Origin of the sequence: Streptomyces sp. NPDC059564, from assembly GCF_042735575.1 — a bacterium.
Taxonomy (GTDB): Bacteria; Actinomycetota; Actinomycetes; order Streptomycetales; family Streptomycetaceae; genus Streptomyces.
Window position 1 is genome coordinate 1 of sequence record NZ_JBHWBP010000597.1, and the last position, 2,634, is coordinate 2,634.

The window sequence follows — 2,634 nt, forward strand, 5'->3', positions numbered from 1 at the left end:
GCTGACCCTGCACGCCGAGGTAGAAGGCCCGGGTGCGTTCTTCCAGGCCCGGCCTGCGCAGGGCCTCCCCCCACGACTGGATGGCGATCCGCGTGAGGTCGTACTCCGACCGGGCGTCCCGGTCCCGGACCTCACCCACCATCGCCGCGACCACCTGCGCCGGTGACGCGGTGGGGCTCTGCGCCAGCAGTCCGTCGAACAGGCTCCGCACGAGGGTCATGGCCTCGTCCGCGGCGGCGTCGATGAGGTCGTCCTTGCTGCGGAAGTACCGGTAGACGGCGCTGGAGGACATGCCGGTCGCGGCGATCACGTCGTCCATGGACGTGGCGTGGAAACCGTTGCCCGAGAAGCAGGTCCAGGCACTGGTGAGGATGTGGCGGCGCCGCTCTTCCCGGCGCTCGTCCGTCAGGCGAGGCATCCCCCCACACTAAACGAGAACGATGGTTTCCGTTATGGGCGCGCGAGGGGGATCAAAGCGGCGACGGATCGGCCCCTGAGCGAGGAACCGCCGCTCAAGCGTGAATGTCGCAGGCCCTGAGCCCTTGGAGCTGATGAAGAGGTGCTAGCTCATGTGCGATGCGGGACCATGTGCAGCTCACCCGGCCGCGCGCCCGCCGGGTCAACTCGCCGGGCTGGTCAGGACGCAGTTCGGATAGTCGTTGTCCGGATCGCCGACGGCGACCCAGAGCTTCAGGACCTTGCCTTGCCTCAAGGCGGCGTAGGAGTCGGGCCGCCGCTCTACTGATGTGGGGTGAGCGACGTCGAAGCCCACAGGGTGAGCGGCGTCGAACGAAACAGCGACGAAGCTTTGCTTCTTGTTGGAGTCCTGCTCCCAGGTGCCTGTTCCGGACCAGGTCAAACTGTCGTACCAGCCGACGGCGACGCAGACTTTATCGGCGATGAACGTCCCGTCCTGCTTCAGCGCGAGGGTGCCACCCTCGGCATCGGTCCACATGGTCGCAAGTTCGGCCGGCTTCAGAACGACCGGTTCGCCGTCGGGGGGCGGCATGACGGTGAACCTGCCGCAGGCCGTCAGGGCGAGGGCCCCGGCGATCAAGGTCAGCGCAGTACGACAGGAACGCGACACACTCCACCCCTAGCGGGTCGTGCAGGCCGCGTGCGCGACCGGTGGGCTCAAGAACTCATGCCGTACCCTGACACAGAGTTTGAACGCGTTCAAGTCGTAGTTGTCGGCGGCCTCATCGTCCGCGACGAGCTCTGGCTATCGCATGCGTGTTCATCTCCGGTCCGGCGATCTGGGACCGTTCACGTCAGGCCGCCCTAATATGTGCGCATGAGCGCAAGCACGCACGTGGCAGATGCACACCCCTCGCAGGAACAGACGGAACGGCTGGCCGCAGCCGTATCGGTTCTGGCGCTGCTCGCGGACGCCACCCGCCTCGCGCTGCTGGACGAGCTCGGCCGGGGCGAGGCCGACGTCACGACCCTCACCGAAGCGTGCGGCGCCGCCCGTCCCTCCGTCAGCCAGCACCTCGCCAAGCTCCGGCTGGCCGGACTGGTCACCACCCGCAAAGACGGCCGCAGGGTCGTCTACGCCCTGCGGCACGGGCACCTGCGGCGGCTGGTGGACGAGGCCCTGAACGTCGCCGACCACCAGCTCGGCTCCCTCCCGCCCCACGACTGACCGCTCCCCCGGCGGCCGCACACTGGTTCCACAATCAACATGTGCACACGTATGCACATCTTGGATATGCTGGTGTCGTCTCCCCACGCCGCCGACCGGGACGGGCCCGATGCTCCATGTACTGCGGAACCGCACCTACCGCCGCCTGTTCACGGCCCAGGTCGTCGCCCTGGTCGGTACGGGACTGGCGACCGTCGCCCTGAGCCTCCTCGCGTACGACATCGCGGGCGACAACGCCTCCGCGGTCCTCGGCACCGCATTGGCGATCAAGATGATCGCCTACGTCGCCATTGCCCCGGTGGTCGGCGCGATCGCCGACCGGATACCCCGGCGGACCTTGATGGTGGCGATGGACCTCACCCGCGCCGGCGTCGCCATGGCTCTGCCGTTCGTCACCGAGGTGGGGCAGATCTACGTCCTGATCTTCCTGCTGCAGGCGGCGTCGGCGGCCTTCACCCCGACCTTCCAGGCCACGATCCCGGAGGTCCTTCCCGCCGAGCGGGACTACACCCAGGCCCTGTCGATGTCCCGGCTCGCCTACGACCTGGAGAGCCTGTTCAGTCCGGCCCTGGCCGCTGCCCTGCTGACCCTGGTCTCGTACAACTGGCTGTTCATCGGGACCTCCTTCGGCTTCGTCGCCTCCGCGGTCCTCGTCGTCGCCACGGTGCTGCCGAAGCCCGCCCCGATCGAACGCACCGGGGGCGTGTACGCGAAGGCCGCGTTCGGCATCCGGCTGCTCTGGGCGACGCCCCGCCTGCGGGCCCTGCTCGCCCTTGACCTCGCGGTCGCCGCCGCCGGAGCCATCGTCTTCGTCAACACGGTCGTCATGGTCCGGGACCACTTCGAGCGCACCGCCAGCGCCGTGTCCCTCGCCCTCGGCGCGTACGGCGCCGGCTCGATGATCACCGCGCTGCTGCTGCCGCGCCTGTTGCGGCGCTTCACCGACCGAGCCGTCATGCTCCCGGCCGCGTTCGCCCTGCCCGTGATCC

Annotated in this window: 4 protein-coding genes; 2 read left to right on the top strand and 2 right to left on the bottom strand. The window is 68.7% G+C overall.

Annotation, left to right across the window (positions count from 1 at the left end):
* Together ACFV0Q_RS40710 and ACFV0Q_RS40715 are read right to left on the bottom strand one after the other, a co-directional pair.
* On the bottom strand, nucleotides 1-418 hold a 418-nt coding region (locus ACFV0Q_RS40710), incomplete at its 3' end, for a TetR/AcrR family transcriptional regulator (RefSeq protein ID WP_385013041.1).
* Nucleotides 419-619: 201 nt separating this feature from the next.
* Complete coding sequence (locus ACFV0Q_RS40715; RefSeq protein WP_385013043.1) at nucleotides 620-1,057, bottom strand: hypothetical protein; 438 nt, start codon at nucleotides 1,055-1,057, stop codon at nucleotides 620-622.
* Nucleotides 1,058-1,294: 237 nt separating this feature from the next.
* Between ACFV0Q_RS40715 and ACFV0Q_RS40720 the strand changes: the two genes are divergently transcribed.
* Nucleotides 1,295-1,645 carry an ArsR/SmtB family transcription factor gene (locus ACFV0Q_RS40720; RefSeq protein ID WP_385013045.1) on the top strand — a complete coding sequence of 117 codons (351 nt, stop codon included), beginning with the start codon at nucleotides 1,295-1,297 and terminating at the stop codon, nucleotides 1,643-1,645.
* A gap of 109 nt (nucleotides 1,646-1,754) precedes the next feature.
* Nucleotides 1,755-2,634: MFS transporter (locus ACFV0Q_RS40725; RefSeq protein ID WP_385013047.1), on the top strand; the 880-nt coding region annotated here is incomplete at its 3' end.